Below are 24515 nucleotides of genomic sequence, written 5' to 3'. Positions count from 1 at the left end.
TGCCCGGCGGCGCTGCGCTTGCACGGGCCTACGTTTCTGTAGGCCGGGTAAGGCGTAGCCGCTACCCGGTAATAGGGGTCCGCTTGGAAAACGGAAAAAATCCCACGCTAAGGTGATTTATTGTTCATTGTATGGTGCTGCCTTACTTATCAGTACCCTATCGTTAAACTTTTTCTTTTCACAACAAAGATGAAATTTTGCCCGTATTGCTCCGACTCCGTTGTTCCTGTTATCTACCAATGAAGAATTAACACTAAACGAATTCGATATAACATATATGTTTTTGACTTCCTGGTTTAGAAGCGCGACACTATTCATTCAACGCAGGAGGTCACGATGTCATCAATTTCACCCCTACAACTCTTTAAAAGCCTGTCCGATGAAACCCGTCTGGGTATCGTCCTTCTCCTCAAAGAGATGGGTGAACTATGCGTATGCGATCTCTGCACGGCGCTGGAACAGTCGCAGCCTAAGATCTCCCGTCATCTGGCAATGCTACGTGAAAGCGGATTGTTGCTGGATCGCAAGAATGGGAAATGGGTTCACTACCGCTTATCTCCGCATATTCCTTCATGGGCTGCTCAGGTTATTGAGCAGGCCTGGTTAAGCCAACAGGACGACGTACAGGCTATCGCCCATAAGCTGGCATCAGCTAACTGCTCTGGTAGCGGCAAGGCTGTCTGCATCTAAAAAATTTGCCTGAACATATATGATTTTTCAAATGTGAGGTGTTCATGATGAAAACGTTAACGGTGTTTGACCCGGCTATGTGTTGCAGTACCGGCGTCTGCGGTACAGATATTGATCAGGTTCTGGTTGATTTTTCTGCGGATGTACAGTGGCTAAAACAGCGTGAAATTCAGGTTGATCGTTATAACCTGGCACAGCAACCCATGAGCTTTGTACAGAACGAAAAAGCCAAAGCATTCCTTGAGGCATCCGGGGCTGAAGGGCTTCCATTGTTGTTGCTGGACGGCGAAATGGTGATGGCGGGGCGTTATCCGAAACGTGCAGAGCTGGCCCGCTGGTTCGGAATACCGCTGGATAAAGTAGGATTAGCATCTAAAAGCTGCTGCGGTGGTAATACTTCTTGTTGCTGAAATGTCAGGAGGACATATGAAATTCTTACAGAATATCCCACCTTACCTGTTTTTTACCGGTAAAGGGGGCGTCGGTAAAACCTCTATTTCCTGTGCCACCGCTATCAGCCTGGCGGAACAAGGCAAGCGGGTTTTGCTTGTCAGCACCGATCCGGCTTCAAACGTAGGCCAGGTGTTCAGCCAGACTATTGGCAATACCATTCTGCCGGTGGCCTCTGTACCGGGTCTTTCAGCGCTGGAAATTGATCCTCAGGCCGCCGCCCAGGAATATCGGGCCAGAATCGTTGATCCTATCAAAGGCATTCTGCCGGATGATGTCGTTAACAGTATTAACGAACAGCTCTCTGGTGCATGTACCACCGAAATTGCAGCTTTTGATGAATTTACCGGTCTGTTGACTGACGCATCATTATTGACCCGCTTTGACCATATTATCTTTGATACCGCGCCAACCGGTCACACTATTCGTCTTCTCCAGTTGCCCGGTGCGTGGAGTAGCTTCATTGAGAGCAATCCTGATGGTGCTTCCTGTCTTGGCCCGATGGCAGGGCTGGAGAAACAGCGTGAGCAGTATTCACACGCCGTCCAGGCATTGTCTGATCCGGATCGTACGAGGCTGGTTTTAGTGGCTCGACTGCAAAAATCAACGCTTCAGGAAGTCGCCCGTACTCATGATGAGCTTGCGGCGATAGGTCTCAAAAATCAGTATCTGGTCATCAACGGCGTGTTACCTGAGACAGAAGCAGTCAACGATACTCTGGCGGCTGCAATATGGGGCCGGGAGCAGGAGGCGCTGGCAAGTCTTCCCGCTGGTCTGGACGCTCTCCCTACTGACACATTATTCCTTCAACCAGTGAATATGGTCGGTGTGTCTGCTTTAAGGGGACTTCTCACCTCCCAACCTGAGACGGCTTCATTTGCTGAAGTGTCCGCCCTGCAAAAACCAGCGATATCGTCGTTGTCTGCTCTGGTTGATGAGATTGCCCTTAATGAACACGGCCTGATTATGCTGATGGGTAAAGGTGGCGTGGGTAAAACAACCATGGCTGCGGCCATTGCAGTCAGACTGGCCGAAATGGGATTTGATGTGCATCTCACGACGTCAGATCCTGCTGCACACCTGAGCACAACCCTCAATGGAAGCCTCAATAACCTGCAGGTCAGCAGAATCGACCCTCATGATGAAACAGAACGTTATCGCCAGCATGTCCTTGAAACGAAAGGACGTGACCTGGATGAAGCAGGGAAACATCTGCTGGAAGAGGATTTACGCTCTCCGTGTACCGAAGAGATTGCTGTGTTCCAGGCCTTCTCACGGGTGATCCGTGAAGCGGGTAAACGGTTTGTCGTCATGGATACGGCACCGACAGGACATACATTGTTGCTGCTTGATGCTACCGGGGCATACCACCGGGAGATAGCAAAGAAAATGGGAGATAAAGGCCATTTCTCTACGCCAATGATGCAGCTTCAGGATCCGGAAAGAACAAAAGTATTACTGGTCACTCTGCCGGAAACGACCCCCGTTCTTGAGGCTGCAAATTTACAAGCCGATCTTGAACGTGCCGGGATTCATCCATGGGGCTGGATTATCAATAACAGTCTTTCCATCGCTGAAACCCGTTCACCGCTGCTTCGTCAGCGCTCGCAGCAGGAACTGCCTCAAATCGAGGCTGTAAAGAACCAGCATGCTACCCGTGTTGCACTGGTTCCTGTTCTTGCGGCAGAGCCAACCGGTATAGACAAACTCAAACAGCTCGCAGGTTAATTTTTACTATATACAGGGCAGTCATGCTGCCCTGTCAGGAGGTTTTATGTTACTGGCAGGAGCAATTTTCATCCTGACCATCGTGTTGGTTATCTGGCAGCCGAAGGGGTTAGGGATTGGCTGGAGCGCCATATTTGGCGCAATACTGGCACTCATATCTGGTGTAGTACACATTACCGACATTCTGGTGGTATGGAATATCGTCTGGAACGCCACAGCAACCTTTATTGCCGTGATTATCATCAGTTTGCTGCTGGATGAGTCTGGCTTTTTTGAATGGGCAGCATTGCATGTTTCCCGCTGGGGAAATGGCCGGGGTCGCCTGCTGTTTACTTATATCGTTCTGCTCGGTGCTGCGGTAGCAGCGCTATTTGCCAATGATGGTGCAGCTCTCATCCTGACGCCGATCGTTATTGCCATGTTGCTGGCTCTGGGATTCAGTAAAAGCGCTACGCTGGCATTTGTAATGGCTGCAGGGTTTATTGCCGATACCGCCAGCCTGCCGCTGATTGTGTCGAACCTGGTCAATATTGTTTCTGCTGACTTCTTCCATCTGGGATTCACGGAATATGCCTCCGTGATGGTGCCTGTGGATATTGCCGCCATTATTGCCACGCTGGTGATGCTGCATCTGTTTTTCCGCAAAGATATCCCACCGACCTATGATCTGAACCGACTGAAAGAACCGGCTCTTGCTATCAAAGACCCGGCGACGTTCAGAACTGGCTGGATTGTATTAATCCTTCTGCTGGTAGGTTTTTTTGTGCTTGAGCCGCTGGGTATTCCTGTCAGCGCTATTGCGGCTGTGGGTGCTGCTATCCTCTTTTTCGTGGCTAAAAAAGGTCATGCCATTAACACCGGTAAAGTCCTGCGTGGTGCACCGTGGCAGATTGTGATTTTCTCACTGGGAATGTATCTGGTTGTTTATGGGTTGCGTAATGCCGGGCTGACAGAATACCTCTCTGGCGTATTGAATTTATTTGCAGACAAAGGACTTTGGGCTGCCACATTTGGCACGGGATTCCTGACAGCATTCCTGTCATCCATCATGAACAACATGCCTACTGTATTGATTGGCGCATTGTCGATCGATGGCAGCACCGCATCGGGTGTCATCAAAGAAGCAATGATTTATGCCAATGTCATCGGTTGCGATCTGGGACCTAAAATTACGCCTATTGGTAGCCTGGCAACGCTACTCTGGCTGCATGTACTTTCACAGAAGAACATGACAATCACCTGGGGATACTATTTCCGCACCGGGATTATCATGACTCTGCCTGTGCTGTTTGTAACGCTGGCCGCGCTGGCGCTACGTCTCTCTTTCACTTTGTAATTAGATACTGATATGAGCAACATTACCATTTATCACAACCCAGCCTGCGGCACCTCTCGCAACACGCTTGAGATGATCCGTAACAGCGGTACAGAGCCGACCGTTATTCATTATCTTGAGACACCACCATCACGCGATGAACTGGTTAAACTTATTGCGGATATGGGGATCACAGTACGAGCGCTGCTGCGTAAGAATGTCGAGCCTTTTGAAGCATTAGGGCTGGCGGAAGATCGCTTTACTGACGATCAGTTAATCGACTTTATGTTACAGCATCCTATTCTGATTAACCGCCCGATTGTGGTGACGCCACTGGGGACCCGGCTGTGTCGTCCTTCAGAAGTGGTGCTGGATATTCTTCCGGATGCACAAAAACACGCGTTCACCAAAGAAGATGGTGAAAAAGTCGTTGATGATGCAGGTAAACGACTGAAATAAATCCTAAGGGGCATTTGCCCCTTTATATTTTACTTTGCCAGCCACCCTTGATGATGCTTTCCATAGCGACATTATTCTGCTTTTTATGAGTCACGTGCAAAAAGGAATGATGCCTGCACAGGGTAAGCGTGCAGCGAGAACCGTATTGACGGGGATGTGTTATTCAGTTGGCAGTGCTACGCGCCAGGGGAGTAGTTCGCTGACCCGGTTTATCGGCCAGTCAGCTATAACATCAAGCACATGGCGAAGGTAGCTTTCTGGCTCCACTCCGTTCAGTTTGCATGTCCCGATCAGGCTGTACAGCAGCGCTCCCCGCTCTCCTCCATGATCCGAACCGAAGAACAGGTAGTTTTTGCGGCCCAGGCTGACCATCCGTAGCGCATTCTCAGCTATGTTGTTATCTGCCTCGGCCCAGCCGTCGTCAGTATAGTAAGCCAGCGCCGGCCACTGGTTCAGTACGTACGTGAACGCTTTCGCCAGTTCTGAGTGTCGCGACAGCGTTTTCACCTTTTCACGCAGCCAGCTTTCCAGGGATTTCAGCCGCGGTTTAGCTTTTTGCTGACGTTCTGCAAGGCGTCGCTTCGCCGGCATCCCCCTTATTTCCGCCTCGATGGCATATAACTCACCGATCCGTTTCAGGGCTTCCTCCGTCAGCGCTGACGGGGTGCGAACGTGCACATCGTGGATCTTGCGGCGGGCATGAGCCCAGCAGGCAGCTTCCGTTATCTGTCCATTGCGGTACAGTTCGTTGAACCCGGCGTACGCATCCGCCTGCAGAACACCGCTGAAGCCAGCGAGATGGCTCTGCGGGTGGATACCTTTTCTGTCCGGGCTGTAAGCGAACCACACTGCCGGCGCCAGCTCTGACCCGGCGTTACGGTCGTCACGAACGTACGTCCACAACCGCCCGGTCTTCGTTTTCTTATTACCTGGCAACAGCACCGGGACAGGCGTGTCATCAGCATGGAGCTTACCGTCAGTCAGCACATAGTCCTGAAGCGCCCCTTCCAGCGGTGACAGTAGCCGGCAACACGCATCCACCCAGCCCGACAGCAGTGAGCGGCTCAGCTCCACACCCTGGCGGCCGTATATTTCAGACTGGCGGTACAGCGGGGTGTGCTCTGCATACTTTGAACTCAGCACGCGGGCCAGCAGCCCCGGTCCTGCGATACCCCGCTCGATGGGCCGTGAAGGCGCGGGGGCCTGCACGATGGCATCGCACTGAGTACAGGCATGCTTTTCACGTACTGTCCGGATAACCCGGAAGGCGCTGCGCATCAGCTCCAGCTGTTCGGCGGCATCTTCACCCAGGTAACTCAGCGCACCACCACATTCCGGGCAGCATGACGCTGCCGGCAGCAGCCGTTTTTCGTCACGGGGAAGTGATTCAGGGAACGGTTTGCGGGTACGGGTCTGCCGCAGCGGGCGCTGCACGGCCGGGTCATCCACCCGGCCGGTAAGGGTATCGCTTTCTTTCTGCAACTGCTTAAGGTCGGCTTCCATCTTCGCGATACGGCGGGAGACTTTTTCGGAGCGGCTGCCGAAGTTCATCCGGCGCAGCTTATCCAGTTGCGCCTGCAGGTGATCTATTTCGCGTTCACGCTCGTTCAGCTTTTCCAGAAGGGCACGGTTCAGCGCCTCCTGTTCGGCAAGGAGACGTTTCAGTTCATCGATATCGTCAGGAAGTAAGCTGTTCATACCGGGTATATTACCAGGCTCATTCAGCGTCGACCAGGATAAAGAGGCCTACAACATAGTCAGTGACGTAAGCAGTCTTTTAGGCTGCCGCCAGTCGATACCTTCAAGGAGCATCGCCAGCTGTGCCGGTGTGAGGAACACTTTGCCATCCCGGGCTGACGGCCAGGCGAAGCGGCCGCGCTCCAGCCGTTTGGTCAGCAGACACAGTCCATCGCCGGTAGACCAGAGGAGCTTTACCTGACTGCCATTACGCCCACGGAAGATAAAAACGTGACCTGACATCGGATCGTCTTTCAGCATCGTCTGCACCTTTGCCGCCAGGCCGTTGAAGCCGTTTCTCATATCGGTGATGCCAGCGACCAGCCAGATCTTTGTCCCTGATGGTAATGGGATCAACGTTTGAGCTCCCGTATCAGCAGGTTCAGGATATTTTCGCTGATGGCACCATTCAGACGGAGTGATCCGTGCCGGAACGTCACTTCACAGCTGATATTGAGTGATTCAGGTGCCGCAGCAGCTACAGGTTGTGACCGGGGGGAGGTTGCAGGGACAACATCTTCGGCATCAAGTGTTATCGGGAGCAGCTCAGGCACGTTGTTTTCTGTTGTTGAAGGAGGACGTAGTTTTCCTTCGCGCCAGTACTGGCGCCACTTGAACAGCAAATTATCGTTGATCCCATGCTCACGAGCGAGTTGCGCTACGGAGATTTCTGGTCGATGCGAGAGTTCAACCATTTTGATTTTGAACTCAACGGGATAATTAGGGCTTTTTTTACGCACTGCGGTTAATGATTTCATGGATAGCGTCCACCATATTTGGTGTCCATTATCCTCTCAGGAATTTCAGGATCTGCCAGACGGTGCTGAGACGACGCTTACGGTTGAAATATGAAATAACTGTGAGTTACCAACGTCAGCGGCAATCTCACCAACAGCTACTTCTGTATACGTTATACAGGATATTTTTTGCCCGGCACGACGTAAAGCAGAACCACGGGTATCAGCCAAATGTGCCAGGGCTTTAATGAGAGATGTTGTTTTACCTGAACCAGCACCAGCCACCATGACAAATGAACGTGGTGGCGAGCTATCCAGGCAAGTACGAACATCAATATCTGCCTGTGTATCAGGGCTGCCAATGCGACTGGTCATGCAACCCTCCCACCATCTGTTTCAGCCAGAACTACGGACATATCTTCAACATCCTCTTCCTGACCTTCTGCAACTTCTAGTTCCGGCGGGGCTATTTCAGCTTCGAGCCATTTTAATCCTTCAGCAATGTATGTTGGGACAGACCATTCATCCGGTTTTTTAAGAAGTAAATTCAGGGCAAAATCAGTTTTACTGAAGCTTTTTGATTGCACGCGCTTGTGAATGCGCTGGGCCAGTTGCAGTAGATCCATACTTACAGCTCTGGCAATGCGTAGCTTGAGTGGCTTACAGCTCACATCCTGACACCAGGACAGATTTTCAAGTGCAAAAGCCTCCTCTAAAGTACGACCAGCAAGCGCCAGTGTTTCCTCTTTCCATGTAACATCTGTCTGGCACTGGTAAGCAACACGAACCAAAGCGTCGCACTCAGCTGTGCGGCTTTGTATTTTCATTTCCTCAGTTGCTTCCCATAAAGCGGCAACGGTGTCACATTTCGGTAACCACTGCCGAAGTGTTTGATTAGAGGTCATAGCTCCAGGATGACTGGCAATACAAGCCTTTCCTGGTGTTTCTGTATTGGCCTGTTCTTCCTCATCATCATCAGGTTCCTCGCCATCATCATTTGCAGCCGGATTTTCTGCAAGAGCATCTAACTCATCTGCTCGAGCTTCTGTTGCATCTTGTACCGGAGGGGTACAGTACACACTATCCAGATCAGTAATAATGAGTGTAGTAAGCCCAAGATATTCAATTAGTTTTTGGAATCGATAGCCAAAAGCACCGCCAATCTCAAGGACTGTTAGGTAAGAGGATTTTAATCTAGGTGCGGCGGTAGCAATCATTTGCGGGAGCAGTAGCCGCTCAACATTGCCTTCTACAAGTACAGCCCCGTCGGCAAAAAACAAGTCACAATGGGTCAGCTTCAAGTAACGCTCAAGAAAGTCTCGAATTTCAGGATCAGTATTATCATAAAAAACAGAGAGATTGAGCACATCTGTTGCCGACATATTTGATGAACGCTTCCGCCGAAAGTAACGGATCGGCCGAAAACCACGTTCGTAAAGAATATGAGTTGAATGAGAAGTCACCACCACTTGAGTGGTGTAGTGCATAAGCTCCTGACTCTCCATGGCAAGAAGGTCCATTATCTTGCGTATAAAAGCCTGCTGTAACTGTGCGTGGAGATGAGCTTCCGGCTCTTCAATAAAAATCAGGTGAACCGGTGGTCGATTCTCTTCTATTGCTAACCATTGGTTGTGGATGTCGAGTAATTCAACAACCATAAAGATCAGATTCTTAAATCCAAGCCCGTTATAACTATCGGGTAGTGTTGGTGGGGTAGGATTACCGTCATCCTCCCCCAGCGCGTAATGTATTACGGCCCCATTTTGGTTGTTCATGATCTGCGCCGGGTCTAAGGCCGAACGAATCATCATGCGTGGGTTTGAAAGTCCGGGGTATCCGAGTTTCGCCAGACTTTTCAGCGTAGGTGCAAAAACACGTTCAAGATGCTGATTGAAAGCTGATTCAGACGCAGCTAAAGCAATTAATGCTTCGTAATCTTCACCTTTTTGTTCAAGATTTCGTCCGTAAAAACGGCTGAGAACACGAGAAAGATCTTCCGAACGGGAACCTCCGGAACCATCTGAAAGATGACGCTGAGCATTCAAAAAGTTGATTTGGATAAGGCTGTTCAGTATTTCGCGACCACTTCGATCACGCCCTGTGAGCGGAGTAGGCTCATAGCCTTCCTCGGATATCATTTCCGCATTGAAACGTGCGGGATCAAGAACAAAATAGCGAAGTTCATATTCGTCATTGAGTCTATCGCGAAGATATTCCCAAAGATTACGAGGTGAAGGATCGTATTTGGGAGTTCCATTTTCATCTTTAGGTGTGGCATCGATAGCAAGCTGACGTACTGCGAGGAAACGCGAACGGATTTCTTCAGGATTGATGGGGGAAAAAGCAACGCGCATTCCAACCAGAGAACCTGACCACGATAGGCTGGGGAGAAGATCGACTACACGATGAACATCATTCGGTGTTACTTCAAACCAAATATCAAGTTCCAGTGAAGGTAGCGACGCAGCATCCGTCCCTTCTCCAAATGTGACAATGTCAGTCCAACATTCAGCATTGAAGTCATGAATATTGAATCGGCTTTTACCGGTGAATAGTTGAAGTGCATGACCGACAGAAGTCTTACCACTGTTATTCGCCCCTACGAAAATTGAAATGTCTGACGCAAGATCGATAACAACATCGTGCAGCCTTCTGAAATTACGGACTGCCAGCTTTCTCAAATGCATTCTCATTATCCTTTAATGAAAGACTGCCTTGCCAATAAAAATCATTAATTTCAATAACATTTACATTTGACATCAGCAAGCCATTTAAGGTTCTCATGCTTTAAAACTTGAAGTTATGAATGATTTTTTTAGTGTTCAACCTGATATCTGAGCACTATATAACGCTATTCTTACCAGAAAAAATTTGATCACGAGCACATGTAATAAATTTAAATTACTTGATTTAATCTATTCGGCATGAGTATGCTACACCGCACAAAGCACATGTAATTTATCTTTATTCGGAGTTTGAATGCTGCTCACCTACAAGGAAATAGCTACGTTTACGGCAGGCTCGCACATCAGCCGTATCCAGCAAAGTGCAGATGGGCTCGCATTTCGTTTCTATGCAACCGAGCAGTTTCTGGTAGATGACTGGCAGTCAGGTCTTGTGTCCGCGGAGAAAGAGCAGTGGGTTAAAACACATCAGGATGTTGTGATTACGCAGAAAGGAGATGTTGTCATCAGCCTGATTCATGGCAAGGTTGTTCGTGTGAGTGCCGACAATGCCGGGCGTATTTTAGGTAATAACTACGTCAAAGTGGATGTTGATACCAGTCGGATTGATGCCGCGTGGTTCCTCTGGCATTTCAATGAAAGCCCGGAGGGACGACGTCAGCGGATTCAGACCACCCAGGGTTCTACCGTCGTACAGCGTATCGCGGTTAATGAACTGAAAAATTTTACCGTTACCCTCCCGCCACTCGCACAGCAAAAAGCGATGGGAGGGCTCTATCTGGCGGCGCGAGAAAAACGCTTTTATCAGCAGCGAATTGCCGCCCTGAGTGAACAACAGATCCTGAGCCTGCTCAGTGGTATGATTTGACTCATTACGTCATCCCTTTGTGACGAAGAAAAACAACAGGAAGAACTATGTCTCCCCAGATTGAAGCGCAAAATTTAAGTGAACTGCAAGGCCGCCTGTGGAATATCGCCGATACCCTGCGCGGTAAAATGAATGCCGATGAATTCCGCGACTACTGCCTAGGTTTTATCTTCTACAAATACCTGTCAGAAAAATTTGTCGCGTATGCGAACAAAATTCTGGCGGAAGATGGCATTCAGTACAATGAACTGACTGCGGAACATCCGGCGTATCAGGATATCGTTGATGCGGTAAAAGAGGACAGTATCCAAACTTTAGGCTATTTCCTACCGCCAACGGATTTGTTCCACACCATGGCAGAACGTGTGGCTAAAGACCCCAAAGGCACAGGTACTGGCTTTATTCTGGAAGACCTCGCCACTACCTTACGCAACATTGAACAGAGCACGCTGGGTACCGACTCTGCGGATGACTTCAGCAACCTGTTTGAAGATCTCGATTTAGGTTCCAGCAAGCTCGGCAACACTGCGAAAGCAAAAAACGAATTGATTGGCAAAGTCGTCACTGAACTTGACAAACTGAGCTTTAACCTGAGCGAAGCAAGTTCAGACATTCTGGGTGATGCCTACGAGTATCTGATCGGCCAGTTCGCCTCAGGCGCAGGTAAGAAAGCCGGGGAGTTCTATACCCCGCAGCCGGTTTCCACTCTGTTGGCTAAAATCGTCACCACCCACAAGCTGAAGCTCAAAAATGTGTATGACCCGACCTGTGGCTCTGGCTCATTATTATTGCGCGTGAAACGTGAAGCCTCGTCGGTGGGTAAAATCTACGGTCAGGAGATGAACCGTACCACCTATAACCTGGCGCGTATGAACATGATCCTGCACGGGGTTCACTATGCAGATTTTGAGATCGTTCAGGAAGATACGCTGGAGCACCCGCAGCATACGCATCTGAAATTTGATGCCATCGTCGCCAACCCACCGTTTTCTGCCAAGTGGAGCGCCAGCCCGCTATTTATGAACGATGACCGCTTTGCCCAGTACGGCAAACTGGCACCTTCCAGCAAAGCAGATATGGCGTTTGTGCAGCATATGTTCCACCATCTGGAAGATGACGGCACGATGGCGGTGGTTTTGCCTCATGGAGTCTTGTTCCGTGGTGCAGCGGAAGGCCATATCCGTCAGTTTATGATTGAGAAGCTGAACTGCATTGATGCGGTGATCGGCCTACCTGCCAATATCTTCTACGGCACCAGCATTCCGACCTGTGTGTTGGTACTGCGTAAATGCCGCAAGCACAACGACAGCATTCTGTTTATCGACGCCAGCAATGACTTTGAAAAGGTGAAAACTCAGAACCGCCTGTTGCCGGAACATATCGATAAGATTGCCGATACTTATAACGACTGGAAAGCGATTGAGAAATACAGTCATATCGCAACGCTGGAAGAGATCCGTAACAACGATTACAACCTCAATATCCCGCGCTATGTCGATACTTTTGAAGCTGAAGAAGAGATTGATCTCAACGCTGTGGCGCAGGAAATTCGCGATCTGGAAGAGAAAGTGGCAGAGATTGATAAGACCATTGCCGGGTTCTGTAAGGAGCTGGGGATTGACACGCCGTTTGCAGTGGTGGAGGGAGATAAGTGATGGTGCCGAAGCTACGTTTCGAAGGATTCAATAAAAACTGGGCGGTAAAAAAATTAGATAGTATTTTTTCATTTAAGAATGGACTTAATGCCAGCAAGGAAATGTATGGTAAAGGTGTTAAGTTTATCAATGTACTGGATATTATCAATAACGATAAAATAACTTATGATGTTATTAATGAAAGCGTGGGCGCAACTGATGATCAAATATCATCTTATCAAGTAATGCAAGGGGACATTCTTTTTCAAAGAAGTTCAGAAACTAGAGATGAAGTTGGGCAAACTAACGTCTACGCTGACTCCAAAACTGTTTTGTTTGGAGGTTTTGTGATAAGAGGCAGACCGTTAATTAACATAAATAGCACTTTTTTAAATTTTCAGTTGAAGACTGATGCGTTAAGAAAAGATATAACTCAGAGAAGTGGTGGTAGTACAAGGTATAACATTGGACAGGATTCTCTTGGGAAGGTCACTGCATTTTTTCCTGAGATTAGAGAGCAAGAAAAAATTGCTAATTTCTTATCCTCTGTTGATGAAAAAATGGCGCTACTGAACAAGCAGTACAACCTGCTATGCCAGTACAAAAAAGCAATGATGCAGAAGATTTTTAGTCAGGAAGTGCGGTTTAAGGATGAAAATGGGGAGGGTTACCCAGAATGGAAATATGTAGATTTAAAAGAAATAGCTTCTAAAGTTAATATTAAAAATAGAGAGGGTTTGGTCAACGTAGTACTAACTAACTCTGCGACACAAGGCATAGTTAGACAAGATAGTTACTTTGAAAGAGAGATTGTAACTGAAAGCAACTTACAAGGATATTATGTAGTTAGTGTTGGTGATTTTATATACAACCCAAGAATATCTGCAACAGCTCCGGTTGGCCCTATAAAAATGAATGAATTAATCCAGGGCGTGATGTCTCCTTTGTATACGGTATTTCGTTTTAAAAAAGGATTATTGAAGTTTTACCAATATTTTTTTGAAAGTTCAGTTTGGCATGACTATATGAAAAGTGTCGCTAATAGTGGTGCCAGACATGACCGTATGAATATTTCTGGAGCAGACTTTTTTGCCCTTCCAGTATCTCAACCTATTGAGGCAGAACAAAGCAAAATAGCCAACTTCCTTTCTGCTATCGATGAAAAAATATCCGCAAAAAAAGCGGAACTAGATAAATTAAAAAATTGGAAGCAAGGCTTGCTCCAGCAAATGTTTATATAATAATCGTGCAGCCCGACCGACTCCGGGCCTGCACAATAACTAAAGGCACTACACACTGATGGCAACGCAAAACGAATACGAGTTAGAAACGCAGCTGGTGGAACAGCTGGTAGGCATGCACTACGAACGGGTGAATGTCACTGACGAAACCAGTATGAAAGCCAACCTGCGCAAGCAGATTGAAATCCATAACCGACTGGAATCAGCCCCACTAACGGACAGCGAATTTAACCGTATTTTCTTGCACCTGACAAAAGGTAATGAAGTCATCGATCGCGCCAAAATTCTGCGTGATCGCTACCAGTTATTGCGTGATGACGGCACCGAGAAGTGGCTCAGCTTTATCAATAAAGAGGAGTGGTGCCAGAACGAATTTCAGGTGGCGAGCCAGGTGAAGCAGTTCAACGCCGAGCAAAACACGCGTAAAACCCGCTTCGACGTCACGCTGCTGATCAACGGCCTGCCGCTGGTGCAGATCGAACTTAAGCGTCGCGGTCTGGGACTGAAAGAGGCCTTCAACCAGATCGATCGCTACCATCGGGATGCGTTCTGGGTCGGCAGCGGCCTGTTCCAGTATGTGCAGATCTTTATTATCAGCAATGGCGTGGATACCAAATACTACGCTAACAATCGTGCTAACCACTTCGAACAGACCTTCTTCTGGAGCGATGAAAAGAATAACCCGCTCAAAGCGCTGGAAAAATTCACAGATGCATTTCTGAAGGTCTGTCACATCGCAAAAATGATCACCCACTACACGGTGCTGAACGAAACCCGTAAGTGCCTGATGGTGATGCGCCCGTACCAGTTTTATGCCTGTGAGGCGATGATCCGCCATGTGAAAGAGAATCTCCACAAGCAAGGGCGGCCGGAGAACGGCTATATCTGGCATACCACCGGCTCCGGTAAAACGCTGACATCATTTAAAGCCAGCCAAGTGATCATGGAGATGCCGGAAGTGGATCGGGTCATTTTTGTGGTCGATCGCCGGGATCTGGATTATCAGACGGCGAAAGAGTTCAACGGCTTTGCGAAAGACAGCGTGGATACCACCAACAACACCAGTACGCTGATAAAACATCTCAAGCAAAGCAGCACCAAACTGACGCTGACCACCATTCAGAAGCTGAATAATGCCATCACCCATGAAGGGTATAAAGCGCAGCTTGCACATCTGCGAAAAGAACGCATCGTTTTTATCTTCGATGAATGCCACCGCAGCCAGTTCGGTGATACGCATAAAGCGATCGTGAACTTCTTCGAGAACGCACAGCTGTTTGGTTTTACCGGGACGCCAATCTTTGCCGATAACGTCAATATCACCAACGGTGTCAAACAGACCACCGAACTGTTGTTCGATAAATGCTTGCATAAATACGTGATTGTCGACGCCATCCGGGATGAAAACGTACTGCGCTTTGCCGTGGAATATGTCGGTACTTACAAGCGTAAAGAGAGCAGCAATGAGATCGATATTGATGTTGAGGATATCGACACCAAAGAGGTGATGGAAAGCGATATCCGGTTGGGCAAAATCACTGACTATATCCTTGCTCATCATAACGCCAAGACCCGCAATCGCGAGTTCACCGCGATGTTCTGCGTCGGGTCAGTCGATATGCTGATCACCTACTACAAACTCTTTAAAGACAAGCAGGCCGCACTGCAGGCGGCGGATGCTAACTACAAGCCGTTAAAAATTGCCACTATCTTCACATACGCCGCCAATGAAGCGGACAAAAGTGATAAAGAGGCGGTAAACGGTCTGCTGGATGAAGAGGATATTAGCCTGCCGCAAGGGGCTAAAGTTGACACCTCAAGTCGTGATCATCTGGATAGTTTTATCGAGGATTATAACGAGCTGTATGGCACCAGCTACTCGGCCAATGACTCAAAAAGCTTTTACAATTACTACAAAAATATTGCCCAGCGCACCAAAGAGAAAGGCATCGATATTCTGCTGGTGGTGAATATGTTCCTCACCGGTTTCGACAGCCCGGCGCTGAACACGCTGTACGTCGATAAAAACCTGCGTTTTCACGGCCTGGTACAGGCGTTTTCCCGCACCAACCGCATTCTCAACGAGAAGAAAAGCCACGGGAATATCGTCTGCTTCCGCAATCTGAAGAAAGCCACCGACGATGCTATTGCCTTGTTCTCGAATAAAGATGCCTCTTCTACGGTGCTGGTCAAACCCTTTGAGGAGTACTTCGGGGATTATCAGAACGCTGTCGATCGCTTGTTAACGCTGACGCCAACGGTGGAAAGCGTGGACGATTTGCCAGATGAGGAAGCACAGCTGGCATTTGTAACGGCATTCCGTGATGTGATGCGTTTGAAAAACATCCTCGAAAGCTTTGCCGATTTTGACGATGCGGCTAAACCGCTGTCGGACCAGACGCTGGCCGATTTCACCAGTAAATACCTCGATATCCACGACAAGGTGAAAAAGCACTCCAGCAAAGAGAAAGTCTCGATTCTTGAAGACGTAGATTTTGAAGTCTCGCTGATTCATCGCGACGAAATTAACGTCGGCTACATTCTGCGTCTGCTGGCGGGCATCCAGGCGATGCCGCCAAAAGAGCAGCAGGAGCAGAAGAAAAAGATCATGGATATTGTCGACAGCGACGTCACGCTGCGTAGTAAACGCGAGCTTATTGATAACTTTATCGAAAAAAGCCTGCTGCATGCCGAGCATGACGAAGATATTACTCAGGTATTTGAAGCCTATGTCGAACAGGAAAAAGGTAAGGCGCTGGCTACGCTGTGCAGCGAAGAGCGACTTGATTCCATTAAGCTGAATGGCTTACTGGACAACTACCTCTTTACCGACGTGATGCCGCGAGAAGATGAAGTGGCGGAAACGCTGACCTGGACACCAAAGATTCTGGAACGTAAAAGCGTGCGAGCTCGGGTATACGACCGTGTTCAGAATGTGATTGAAACGTTTATTAATGGAATGCGCGGGTTTTAAAAACTGTATGGCCTCTAACGGGGCCTTTAGCATAATTTTTATGAGGTATGTTTTATGTCGGTGGTGGTAGCAAGTTGTAATTTAGCCCAGCTGTTATCTGGCGAGGTGATTACACCAACGGAAGGAGAACTAATTACAGGGAGCTTAGCTATTCCAGAATACCAGCGCCCCTATTGTTGGGGAGAGTTACAACTGGATAAGTTGTGGAAAGACTATCTTCATTATAAAAAAAATCATCAAGAGAATGCCTGGTATCTTGGCAGTCTAATACTGCATAAAGATCCTTCCGGAATATTAAATATTATTGATGGCCAGCAACGACTAACCTCATTAACACTGATTAATGCGATATTGAACCCCCACCAAATATCAAAATATGTAAATAATGTATCCTACCATTCTCCACAGTCTCAACATCAAATCAGAAGCAATTTTAAATGGTTGTTGAAAACTCTTAAACAGTCATCAGAGCCAACATTTTCAGCCACTGACGTAAACTTTACTCTGGTAGTGACTGATTCAGAAGATGAGGCATATCGATTTTTTGAGACGCAGAATACCGGAGGGGTTCGCCTTACAGGCTCAGATATTATAAAAGCACATCATTTACGTAGTATTGAACGCCAACAACAAAATCATTACGCCCGGCGCTGGGAAATATTGGGAGATCTCAACCCTATAATTAACTCCTTACTTCGGGGAAGATTTTGTAATACGTTGCACAAGCGTGATGTACCAAGCCATCGAAAACCTTTGCTTGTGCGAAATGCGGTAGTAACAGAATTTGGGGAAATGACAACTATAGGGCCAGATATTGCATATGGACGTTCTGTAAGTCATCGAAAAAATAAGCATAGCCAAGGCCGCTATTTAGTTGAACAAACACTAGAAGGTTATGAATTACGGCAACCCCTAAACACAGGGATTAATACTATTCACTACCTAGCCTACTTTCAGGGGATTCAAAACCATTTTATGTCTCCTGAGATGGATCCAGAACTTGCCATTACACCAGAGCATCAAAATTTCCTTCAATGCTACCAGGAACTAATTATACCTCTCGAAGGCTGCCAATACTTAAAAGAGTTACTTGATACTGCCTTAATGTTATACATCAGCCAATTTGGCGAAAAAAATTTAACCACGGCATTAAAGAAATTATTTATGGTGATATATTCACCACGAGTAACCAATGAAAAAACAGTTAAAGAGTCAACATTAAACACATTATTAGATAGGGCCCCTGTACTGGACTGGATTGCTACTAGCTATACCCCTGAGATGTGTTTTCAATGGTTGAATAACTATACTTTTGACATTGACATTAAGAATATAGGGCCTGATGATAATAGTGTCAAAAAACGATTTATTTACCAAGTGTTGCGTTACTTTGATATTAAAGTAAGTCATGACGCCCCCGCACAATCATTGGCTAATGAATATCAATATACTCTGCAAAATAAAATAATAAACTTGTCACATCAGGATTGAGAAAAATGACAAATCTACAAAAAGTTAACTCTGAATTGATGACATTACAAAATATAGCAGACAAGAATTATCAGTTTGTTATCCCTAGCTATCAACGACCGTATGTCTGGCCAGACAGCGATGTACTCAAACTATTTGAGGATATTGAGAAAGCCTGGCAAGCAAAGGAGCGGTTATACTTTATTGGCACTATATTGACCGCCGAGCAAAACCCCACAGAAAACACCCGAATCCTTGAGTTAATTGATGGGCAGCAAAGAACCACCACACTGGTACTAATTGCTTTGGCATTCCGTAAAGTTGGTATCAATGCTCCATTAAGTAATATAGCAGTACTTGGTAAACAACCACGTCTACAGTTTACTATCCGACACCAGGTTCAGAACCTTTTAGGGGGACTTGCAGGCTTAGAACAGTATCAACTCCCTTCAGCTAACGACATAAAGAATGATCCCTATCTAACCCATTTGGATGCAGCCTTATCTGTTCTTATAAAAAAAGTCGATGCGTTAAAATGCCAAGTAACTGAACTTGCTGATTATATATTCAATAATGTTCAGTGGGTTAATAACTGCGTCCCTCGGACAATGGATTTAAATCTCCTTTTTTCGACAATGAACACGGCGGGTGTTCAGTTGGAAGCATCTGATATTTTAAAATCACGGCTTTTAAAAAAAATAAAATCTAACAAAAGTTTTTATGATGCTATCTGGCAAACCTGCCAGCACCTAGAAAATTTTTTTGAGAGAAACGCCAGGCAGACTTTCACTGAAGCTGACTGGGATTCCATCACGGATGAACAATTGGCAGTTGTACCACCTACGCTAAACGTTTACGCAAAAGAAGAAACTCACTCAGTTGTAGCGGTGAATATCAGCGAACTATTTTCTCAGGTCCATGAAGAGTTCGAAACAGAAAAACAGGAGTTATCTCTTCAAAACAAGGATGGTGTGTATTGCCGTTCAATAATTTCATTTCCGTTATTGCTGATCCATGTCTATCGAATTCATCTTGCCAGGCATGGACAATCCGATATTTCTACCCGGCTACATACCGATAAGCTGTTAGAAATTTTCTCTCATCTCTGCTCTGCCGAAGAACAAGAAATTAAGAGCTTTTTTGAGTTGTTGTGGAAAACTCGTTATCAGTTCGACCGCTGGGTCATCAAGTGGATGGAGCAAGATAAGGAAAATGAAGAGCTTCGACTAACATATGTGTCACGTAGCCGTTCCGGTAATCATTGGTATATCAATCGCTCTCAGAAAGAGATAAATGCATTAACTCTGCTACAGAGTGTACGCCTGTTTACCGGTGAGCGAAGCGCGCAATATTGGCTAACTCCCTTCCTCGGGAAGCTATTAGAACAACCCGGTGATAACGAACAACAGGTTCTAGCCCTTTTAGAAAGGATTGACAACGAGTTGTCTATGGCCGCTGATAATGAAACGCAGAAAAGTGTAAGTTTTAAACAGGCAAAATCGGAAAATGCGTCACTGAGAAAATGGGCAGAAATACGCATGTATTTTTCTGAAAATCATGGCACGCGTTTTGAACATTATTGGTTCCAAAAATTAGAGTTTCTTCTATGGAAAAAATACCAATCAGTGTGGAAAGATAATCCCAAGTTTAAAAAATACCGTATTACCGCAAAAAATTCGGTTGAGCATGTTTATCCGCAGCAAGAAGAGTACCAGCGCTATTTAGATAAAGAGAGTCTGGATAGTTTTGGAAATCTTGTGCTTTTAAGCCCAGGTGAAAACTCTGCTTACAGTAACCAAGCTGTCGGCAAGAAAAAAATCGATTTTGATGCTAAGCCGGTGTTTGATTCACTGAAGCTCAAAGCTATTTTTGAGGCTCGCCAGGCTGCCGACGAAGCTTGGGGAGAAGAACAAATATCTCAACACCAGCAAGAGATGTTAAAGGTATTCGATGCACATTACATCGAGTAGAGGGGTTGTTAAACTTCCACAAGCTAGTTTGACACTATGCCCACTATCGTGGATTCTTTTTGCATATCTGATAATCTGATGGAGCATCCAACCAATGGATTTCCCTGGCTATATTTGCACAAACTCGCTATCAATATCGCTCAATATAGAGCAGAGTAAGGCGCTCACAGCGATCAATGAATGGTTCTGTGATAGCGCCTGTCCGGTCTTCGCCCTTACAGGCGCATATAGCACAGGAAAAAGTAAGGTGCTGCAGGCGCTGCTGAAGCAAATGCCGAAAACTATAACCACTCGGCGTTATTTGGCTCCTAACGCTCGAACTGCCAGACTGCACGTTACCGGTCAGATAGAAGAAGTTACTAGTATCTATAGCTGGCTCTACAGCCAACACCCTCAGGATATAAAAGAAGATAAGCCGTGGTACCCGATAAACTGTCAGGATCATGAAGTTTTTAACGCACCACAAGAGTCTTTGTTAGTCATTTTCGATGCACATTTGCTCGGTAATGATTTTTTTGCCTCAGATACTGCACTTTACGGTAGTGGTTATATTCTCAGCGATTTTTTGTTGCTGCTGAAAGGCAAAATGCAGGATGCTCAGCCGCAATCACTACCTAAAATTCTGTTACTTGGCGACCCTTATCAGCTAAGGCGTGGTGCCAAAGAGAAAAGTCTGCTGGAAGGCCTGATATTCCAACAGCAACAGATCCCTTTCCTTACAGTTGAGTTGAATTCACAGGATCGTGATTTGGAATCACGGAATGAACAGCTCGATTTTCAGCGCGAATTGGTTGGTCAACTCGCTACACAAAAATTCATTCAATTACCCATCTGCCAGCAGCTAGCGCTCCGTACTATAACCAAGGGAGAACAAACAGCTCAGATTGCCGAAGACCTTATCTCTCCGGGCTGTGAGTGTATTTATCTCTGTGCAACTAACGAACGGGCTCAAGCAGTAAACTTTGGTATCCGAAGCAGGTATTTACAAGCACGAGTGCCGGGTCATTTAGTAGAAGGTGACCGTATTGAAATTTACAACAAAACCTATAGTTTTGAACATGATGGTGATGCGCTGAATGAACATATACCGCTACATGCGGGACAATTCGTAAGAGTCACTCAGGCGGCCAGAGGTTTCTTCAGTAAGAGTATTGAGCTTAAAGGTCGAGATAAACCCACAACCGTTGAGTTTGCCCATGTCACTCTCAAAAGTATTGATACCTGTGTCACCATACTCTACCTCCCGGAATTTCTGACTTCACTTAAACCTGAACTTGATACTGAAAAGCTGCTCGCACTACGTATTTGGGCACGTGAAGAAGCAGATGAGCAGCTTAGGGACTGGAAATCCTCCCTGGAAGGGATGGATAAAAAAAGCTCGGAATACAAGGCAGCACGCGAAGAGTATCAAAAGAAACATAGTCAGTTGATTCTCAATAGTAAATTTACCTACGCCGCTCGACTTCGCTACGCCTGGGCACTCACTGTGCATCGGGCGCAGTCACATCCTCCATTTAACAGGGTGATTCTGGACGCGAGTGCTGCCCACGATACTGACAACCCGGCTACCGATAGTTATTTCCGTTGGCTTTATACCGCCACAACACGAACCATGCATACGCTGGATATACTTAACTATCCTACGCTTAACCCGCTATCAAAAACTGAATGGCATTTATCCTCTCTCAGAACAGTGCCATTGGTTGTAAAGCAGCGTTTTCACTTTGCTAAAAACAGAATACCTACAGAGAGTGAATTAAATTTAGTACTACCTACTGGGTTCAACCCCGAGACACCTGCGTTATTTGCGCTGCTGTTGACGATAAGTGACGCACTTCATCATAGTGCGTGGCGTATCAGTTCAATACACCAGCATCCCTATAAAGAACGCTATTTCCTTAATAACGAATGCGTTGAAGCAACACTAGACTTCGATTATAACGGTAAATTTGAGGTAACTATTGGGAAATGTCAGGGGCTAAGTGGCAATGCTCAACTGGAACAAGAGTTAAGACAACTGCTCAATACACCAGTAGTTTGGCTCGATGATAACATCCGTATAGCTATGCATTTTATCGATACCCTAATTGCCAAAAAAGGATGGCGAATAATTGACATCGATGAGAAACCATACAAGGTTTTCGCTATTGCAGAGCATTCCACAGGCAAATTAAAACTGGATATTAATATACCTTCCGCGAGTAGCATTTCTCGAAAAGGCGTTATCAGTAGTATTCATCTGGTCCAAGCTGATTCTAAAGCTGTAAGCACACAATTTAAGGTGGATTTCATCAATGGCTGAGCAAGTTTTCCAACAAATCAACCGTTTGAGGAAAAGTGGTGAACTGGATGCAGCCTGGGAACTAGGTTGTACAACAGTGCAGCAAAACCCAAGTGATAGCTTTCTTAAAGGGGCTTTCTTCTGGGTATGTTATGCATATTTAAAAGATGTACGGGATACTATTAAAGCGCGAGCCGCAGCAGGGAAAAGTGAGTTTACACCTACGCGACAAGAAGCCGAACGAATCGACTTTTTATTGGACTGGATAATCTGGCTTGATTTACCGGACAGTGGTTTCGAGTATCGCAGCCTGCTACTTATCTTTCAGGCTAATTTGGAGCACTTCCCCAAATTGATGCTGCTACTGGCCAAACATGCGAAAACCCTATTCAGTCCGGAAGACAAACAGCCGTTTATTACGGAGAAAGGCGAATCTCCTAGCTTGATGCTGAAATTTACCCGCAAGCTTGCGAAAACCTGGAGTAGCCAGACTACATTGCGTCATCTATCTGTGGATGACCTGATCACTTTGCTGACACTAACGCGCCATGAAGTTAAAGATACCCAACAATTAATCTGGCTTGATTATGACGAAGCGCGATGCCTTATTGTTGCAAAACGCTACGAAGAGGCGCGAAAACGAATACTGGCAGTGCTGCGTAAAAAACAGAATGAAGCCTGGGCGTGGGGGGCACTAGCGACCACTTACCGCCAGAAAGATCCTCAAGCTGCTATTACCTTGTTTGCTAAAGCTTTGAGTTGTGCCCACGATGATGCTCTGGCGCTTCCGACTCTAAAGGGATTCGCTGTACTGTTAGCAGCTGAAGGTCTTCATAACGAAGCATCAATCTGTGTGCATAGGGCTGTTAATTGTTATTTGCATAACGGTTGGCAGATAAAAACTGATCTTGAACAACTACTCAACCAACCCTGGTATAATCACCAGGTAAATACTGAGCTACTTACCTCATTTATACTGCAGCGTTCTCAGAATGCGGCAGATTATCTTTTTGGTGAACGCGTCCAGAAGCTGGCTTTAGTTCAGAATATCCATGCTGGTAATCGTGGTTTCCATGCTTGGGTGAGCAGAAATCAAAGTCTGTCAGTCAGAATGAAACTTTGGTCTGATAAATTACCACTCTCACCTGGTGATTACGTTCAACTGACAATTGCTGAAGAGGATCAGTCAGTTGTTGCCGTCGCGCCGGCTCAAGCGCAGCCTCTTACAGACGCCGGTGAAATAGAAGATATACTACGTGTGACAGAAAAAGGTTTTGCTTTTGTGGGTGATACTTTTGTTCCAAAAGATCTCGTGCCTGCGGGAATGGATGGCCAAAAAGTACACGTTGTACGTGTTGTTGAACTCGATAAAACCAAAAATCGTTATGGCTGGAGAGCATTAAAAGTAATCATTTCCTGATGATTACATATTGAACACTGAAAAATCAGGCCTTTCCATTCATAAGAAAGGCCATTGCCGTAAAAAAATAATCACCCTCGACTACAACCGAAGTTCCGATCTCCATCGCCAAATATCTTAGTATCAAGCTTGGCTAAGTAATCCAAACGATTTAGTAAATTGTTAAACTCCCCTTTAAAGTTAAGATCATTGACATCTAATATATAACGACAGTTTTCAGGATAATGAACTAATCCCGGATAATCATCCAGTTCCAACCCCAGTGCACTGTACCATGCCCTTACAATCATCATCCGTAAATTGCTTTCAGCCTCATAATCACCTAAATGGTAATAAGCATCTTTGTTAAAAAAAAGACCAAGATGAAAGTGGCATTTTCCCTCTTCGGAAAACTCACGTACCCAAACGTGACGAACACGGTTTGGATAGATTCGTTTACCATTAGCTGCTCTGGCTTTCTCATTGGCCTCCAGCATTGCATTTAACGCATTACGGAAACGGGATATCGCTCCAGGCTCCAGATTTGGGAAACAGCAAACTGTATCTCCTCTATCTAAAATAGGGGGATAATGGGCATCAATACGTAATGCCATTGTTCTAGGGAATTCACTTACAGCATCATTGACGACTCGTTCAATATGCTTTTTATAGGCGAGTACATGCTCACCATGCGATCCTGGGTATGAATTCATAGATTAAATCCTTATGTATATTCCTACAATAATATTTACTTTTAATGATTTAAATAGATACAAGCATTACTTGATTGTAGGATAGATGTAATATTAAAGATGATAGCAATATAATATATTACCTATCCAACACTAAATTCATCAAAAAAGTTACATTGCGTAACG

At 46.3% G+C, this 24515-nt stretch carries 19 protein-coding genes; 13 read left to right on the top strand and 6 right to left on the bottom strand.

Translation table 11 applies throughout. From position 1 onward, the window contains the following. Window positions 1–336: 336 nt before the first annotated feature. Genes arsR through arsC form a run of 5 tightly spaced genes read left to right on the top strand, consistent with a single transcriptional unit; the run spans window position 337 to window position 4642 of the window. On the top strand, window positions 337–690 hold the full coding sequence (arsR, locus tag E2L00_RS09500) for an As(III)-sensing metalloregulatory transcriptional repressor ArsR (protein WP_025376942.1): 354 nt from the start codon (window positions 337–339) through the stop codon (window positions 688–690). Window positions 691–737: 47 nt separating this feature from the next. Then, window positions 738–1100: an arsenite efflux transporter metallochaperone ArsD gene (gene arsD / locus E2L00_RS09495; RefSeq protein WP_049015829.1), complete on the top strand. Its 363-nt coding sequence runs from the start codon at window positions 738–740 to the stop codon at window positions 1098–1100. 16 nt (window positions 1101–1116) lie between these two features. Further along, the gene (gene arsA, locus E2L00_RS09490) at window positions 1117–2868 is read left to right on the top strand and encodes an arsenical pump-driving ATPase (protein WP_031591994.1); all 1752 of its coding nucleotides are present in this window, start codon (window positions 1117–1119) and stop codon (window positions 2866–2868) included. Between the two features lie 46 nt (window positions 2869–2914). Continuing rightward, a complete protein-coding gene (locus tag E2L00_RS09485) occupies window positions 2915–4204 on the top strand; it encodes an arsenic transporter (protein ID WP_031591992.1) in 1290 nt (429 codons plus the stop codon). Window positions 4205–4216: 12 nt separating this feature from the next. Further along, on the top strand, window positions 4217–4642 hold the full coding sequence (arsC, locus tag E2L00_RS09480; protein WP_031591991.1) for a glutaredoxin-dependent arsenate reductase: 426 nt from the start codon (window positions 4217–4219) through the stop codon (window positions 4640–4642). Between the two features lie 159 nt (window positions 4643–4801). Here arsC and E2L00_RS09475 read toward each other — a convergent pair whose 3' ends face one another. Genes E2L00_RS09475 through E2L00_RS09455 form a run of 5 tightly spaced genes read right to left on the bottom strand, consistent with a single transcriptional unit; the run spans window position 4802 to window position 9803 of the window. Next, a complete protein-coding gene (locus tag E2L00_RS09475) occupies window positions 4802–6340 on the bottom strand; it encodes an IS66-like element ISKpn24 family transposase (protein WP_004201219.1) in 1539 nt (512 codons plus the stop codon). A gap of 48 nt (window positions 6341–6388) precedes the next feature. Further along, window positions 6389–6736, bottom strand: a complete 348-nt coding sequence (gene tnpB / locus E2L00_RS09470; protein WP_021563201.1) for an IS66 family insertion sequence element accessory protein TnpB — start codon at window positions 6734–6736, stop codon at window positions 6389–6391. Further along, the gene (tnpA, locus tag E2L00_RS09465; protein WP_003031976.1) at window positions 6733–7137 is read right to left on the bottom strand and encodes an IS66-like element accessory protein TnpA; all 405 of its coding nucleotides are present in this window, start codon (window positions 7135–7137) and stop codon (window positions 6733–6735) included. Before tnpA ends, tnpB begins: the two co-directional genes overlap by 4 nt. A gap of 45 nt (window positions 7138–7182) precedes the next feature. Then, window positions 7183–7491, bottom strand: coding sequence for a UvrD-helicase domain-containing protein (locus E2L00_RS09460; RefSeq protein WP_236127713.1), 309 nt, complete (start codon window positions 7489–7491; stop codon window positions 7183–7185). Beyond that, window positions 7488–9803: an ATP-dependent nuclease gene (locus E2L00_RS09455; protein ID WP_167610314.1), complete on the bottom strand. Its 2316-nt coding sequence runs from the start codon at window positions 9801–9803 to the stop codon at window positions 7488–7490. Before E2L00_RS09455 ends, E2L00_RS09460 begins: the two co-directional genes overlap by 4 nt. Before the next feature lie 292 nt (window positions 9804–10095). Here E2L00_RS09455 and E2L00_RS09450 point away from each other — a divergent pair, with 292 nt between their 5' ends. The 8 genes from E2L00_RS09450 to E2L00_RS09415 all read left to right on the top strand — a co-directional run bounded on the left by E2L00_RS09450 (window position 10096) and on the right by E2L00_RS09415 (window position 23658). Beyond that, window positions 10096–10668, top strand: a complete 573-nt coding sequence (locus E2L00_RS09450) for a restriction endonuclease subunit S domain-containing protein (protein WP_050150707.1) — start codon at window positions 10096–10098, stop codon at window positions 10666–10668. Window positions 10669–10715: 47 nt separating this feature from the next. Further along, the gene (locus E2L00_RS09445; protein ID WP_167610311.1) at window positions 10716–12323 is read left to right on the top strand and encodes a type I restriction-modification system subunit M; all 1608 of its coding nucleotides are present in this window, start codon (window positions 10716–10718) and stop codon (window positions 12321–12323) included. Beyond that, window positions 12323–13543, top strand: a complete 1221-nt coding sequence (locus E2L00_RS09440) for a restriction endonuclease subunit S (RefSeq protein WP_167610308.1) — start codon at window positions 12323–12325, stop codon at window positions 13541–13543. Before E2L00_RS09445 ends, E2L00_RS09440 begins: the two co-directional genes overlap by 1 nt. A gap of 58 nt (window positions 13544–13601) precedes the next feature. Next, window positions 13602–16517, top strand: a complete 2916-nt coding sequence (locus tag E2L00_RS09435) for a type I restriction endonuclease subunit R (protein WP_167610305.1) — start codon at window positions 13602–13604, stop codon at window positions 16515–16517. Between the two features lie 54 nt (window positions 16518–16571). Then, complete coding sequence (locus tag E2L00_RS09430; RefSeq protein ID WP_145550633.1) at window positions 16572–18008, top strand: DUF262 domain-containing protein; 1437 nt, start codon at window positions 16572–16574, stop codon at window positions 18006–18008. 5 nt (window positions 18009–18013) lie between these two features. After that, window positions 18014–19957, top strand: coding sequence for a DUF262 domain-containing protein (locus E2L00_RS09425; RefSeq protein ID WP_167610303.1), 1944 nt, complete (start codon window positions 18014–18016; stop codon window positions 19955–19957). A 94-nt stretch (window positions 19958–20051) separates the two neighbouring features. Then, window positions 20052–22259, top strand: a complete 2208-nt coding sequence (locus tag E2L00_RS09420; RefSeq protein WP_167610300.1) for an ATP-binding domain-containing protein — start codon at window positions 20052–20054, stop codon at window positions 22257–22259. Next, window positions 22252–23658, top strand: coding sequence for a tetratricopeptide repeat protein (locus E2L00_RS09415; protein ID WP_145550668.1), 1407 nt, complete (start codon window positions 22252–22254; stop codon window positions 23656–23658). The genes E2L00_RS09420 and E2L00_RS09415 overlap by 8 nt, the downstream gene beginning before the upstream one ends. Window positions 23659–23729: 71 nt before the next feature. On the opposite strand, the gene E2L00_RS09410 is transcribed toward E2L00_RS09415, so the two are convergent. After that, window positions 23730–24350, bottom strand: coding sequence for an inovirus Gp2 family protein (locus E2L00_RS09410; RefSeq protein WP_167610297.1), 621 nt, complete (start codon window positions 24348–24350; stop codon window positions 23730–23732). Between the last annotated feature and the right edge of the window lie 165 nt (window positions 24351–24515).

Origin of the sequence: Cedecea colo, assembly GCF_011808225.1 — a bacterium.
GTDB classification, from domain to species: Bacteria; Pseudomonadota; Gammaproteobacteria; order Enterobacterales; family Enterobacteriaceae; genus Dryocola; species Dryocola colo.
This window is presented reverse-complemented; position numbering and strand designations above follow the sequence as displayed.